Origin of the sequence: Microbacterium sp. B24 (genome assembly GCF_000333415.1) — a bacterium.
Lineage (GTDB): Bacteria > Actinomycetota > Actinomycetes > Actinomycetales > Microbacteriaceae > Microbacterium.
Genome location: NZ_BADB01000028.1, coordinates 497 through 2,629, shown reverse-complemented (window position 1 = coordinate 2,629; position 2,133 = coordinate 497). Strand labels below are relative to the sequence as shown.

Here is a 2,133-nt window from a genome sequence, read left to right as displayed (position 1 = left end):
CGAGCTCGGTCCCGGGGATCCTCTAGAGTCCGGGCATGCAGATCCAGTACCACCCGAAGGCGTTGTAGACGATGAAATGGAAGTCGTCGCCGACGAAGTAGGAGAGCATTCCCGCGATCACCTGGACGACACCCCCGAACACCGCGCCCACCCAGAACACCGCGCTCTCGTTCTGCACACCCAGATGCGCCAGCTGAGCGGTGAGGGTCGCGATCACGAACCCCAGCAGGCCGATCAGACCGGGGTCGGCGCGCCGCGGCTCCGGGACCACGTGTGCGCGGGCGGGGACTGCGGCATCCATTCCGCCAGTATGCACGCCGGCGCCGCCGAGCAGCGGAGGCCATCGGGTAAAATCGGGCAGGTGACCGAGGGTGACCTCGCGTCGAGAGCTGAATAGGGAGGCACCTGTGGACATCGATCTGGGACTGCTGCGGACGGTCGAGCGTGAGAAGGAGATCCCGTTCGACGAACTGGTCGGGATCATCGAGCAGGCGATTCTCACCGCCTACGCCAAGCACACCTCTCCCGACGGGGAGCTTCCCGAGGGTGCACGGGCGCTGCTCGACCGCAAGACCGGCCACGTCGCCGTCTACGTCCCGCTGCGTGACGAGGACGGCGCGATCATCGGCGAGGAGGAGTCGACTCCCGAGGACTTCGGCCGCATCGCCGCCTACGCCGCCAAGCAGGTCATCGGCCAGCGTCTGCGCGACATCGCCGATGACGCCATCCTCGGTGAGTTCCGCGGCAAGGAGGGCGACATCGTCGCCGGTGTCATCCAGCAGGGACCGAACCCGCGCATGGTCCACGTCGACCTCGGCACCGTCGAGGCCATCCTCCCGCCCGAGGAGCAGGTGGCCGGCGAGCAGTACGCTCACGGCTCCCGTCTGCGCGTCTACGTCACCTCGGTGTCGAAGGGCACGAAGGGGCCGCAGATCACCGTCTCGCGTACCCACCCCGGCCTCGTCCGCAAGCTCTTCGCCCTCGAGGTGCCGGAGATCGCGTCGGGACTCGTGGAGATCACCTCCCTGGCTCGCGAGGCCGGTCACCGCACCAAGATCGCGGTCACGGCCAAGGACCCGGCGATCAACGCCAAGGGGGCCTGCATCGGCGAACTCGGACGCCGCGTGCGCGCTGTGACGGAAGAACTGGGCGGAGAGAAGATCGACATCGTCGACTACGACCCGGAGCTCGCGAAGTTCGTCGCCAACGCCCTGTCGCCCGCCAAAGTGACATCCAGTTTCGTGCTCGACGCGGGGACCAAAGCAGTGCGCGCGCTCGTTCCGGATTATCAGCTGTCGCTCGCCATCGGCAAGGAGGGGCAGAACGCCCGCCTGGCCGCGAAGCTCACCGGTGCCAAGATCGACATTCAGCCCGACTCGATCCTCGAGTCGTGACGGAGCGATCCGGCCCGGCTGGTCGCGTTCGTCCCGCGACGCCATCTCCGTGCGGCGAGTGGGGGTAAGATGGATCCCGTTCGAACGTGCGTGGGATGCCGCGCGCGCGTCTCCCGGTCCTCCCTCCTGCGAGTGGTGGAGCGAGACGGCGTCCTCGTCGCCGACGAGAAGGCCGTCCTTCCCGGGCGGGGTGCGTGGGTGCATGACACGGATGCGTGTGTGGATGCCGCGATCCGGCGCCGCGCCTTCGGACGAGCACTGCGTGTGTCGGGACCACTCGACACGCAGACCTTTCAGAACACCCACCAGCGAAACGGCTGAACGGCTATGGACACAAAGTGAACGGCTCGAAATGAGACCCGTCCGCAAGTAACGGTCTGCCCTGTCCCGGGGAGACCTCAGACAGGAGAATGTGGGCAAACCCACGCGTGCACGAGATCGCTTCGGAGATCCGCGTCGACAGTAAAGTCGCTCTCGCGAAGCTGAAGGAGCTCGGCGAATACGTCAAGAGCCCCTCATCGACCATTGCGCCCCCCGTGGCGCGCAAGCTGCGAGCGGCCCTCGAGGCCGACGGCGCGGCCAAGAAGCCGGCCGACTCCGCCGCCACCCCCGCGGCGAATGCCGCTCCCAAGGCCCCGACTCCGGGCGCACGCCCGGCAGCGCGTCCCGGGCCGGCGAAGCCCGCGGCCCCGGCCGCGCCCGCACCGGCCGCTCCGGCCGCGACCAAAACTCNCCNCNC

General features: G+C 68.2%; 3 protein-coding genes and 1 pseudogene (1 of these 4 running past the window's edge). 3 read left to right on the top strand and 1 reads right to left on the bottom strand.

Translation table 11 applies throughout. The annotated features are described in order from the left end of the window. Window positions 1–22: 22 nt before the first annotated feature. Window positions 23–301 carry a GPR1/FUN34/YaaH family transporter gene (locus I5I_RS00540; protein ID WP_036315016.1) on the bottom strand — a complete coding sequence of 93 codons (279 nt, stop codon included), beginning with the start codon at window positions 299–301 and terminating at the stop codon, window positions 23–25. A gap of 106 nt (window positions 302–407) precedes the next feature. On the opposite strand from I5I_RS00540, the gene nusA reads away from it, so the two are divergent. The 3 genes and pseudogenes from nusA to I5I_RS00525 form a co-directional block, all read left to right on the top strand. Then, window positions 408–1,394, top strand: a complete 987-nt coding sequence (gene nusA, locus I5I_RS00535; RefSeq protein ID WP_036315010.1) for a transcription termination factor NusA — start codon at window positions 408–410, stop codon at window positions 1,392–1,394. Between the two features lie 132 nt (window positions 1,395–1,526). Continuing rightward, window positions 1,527–1,715: a YlxR family protein gene (locus I5I_RS00530; protein ID WP_239639974.1), complete on the top strand. Its 189-nt coding sequence runs from the start codon at window positions 1,527–1,529 to the stop codon at window positions 1,713–1,715. A gap of 89 nt (window positions 1,716–1,804) precedes the next feature. Continuing rightward, a pseudogene (locus tag I5I_RS00525) lies at window positions 1,805–2,133 on the top strand (translation initiation factor IF-2 N-terminal domain-containing protein); its annotated part runs 496 nt beyond the window's last position; the annotation flags it as partial.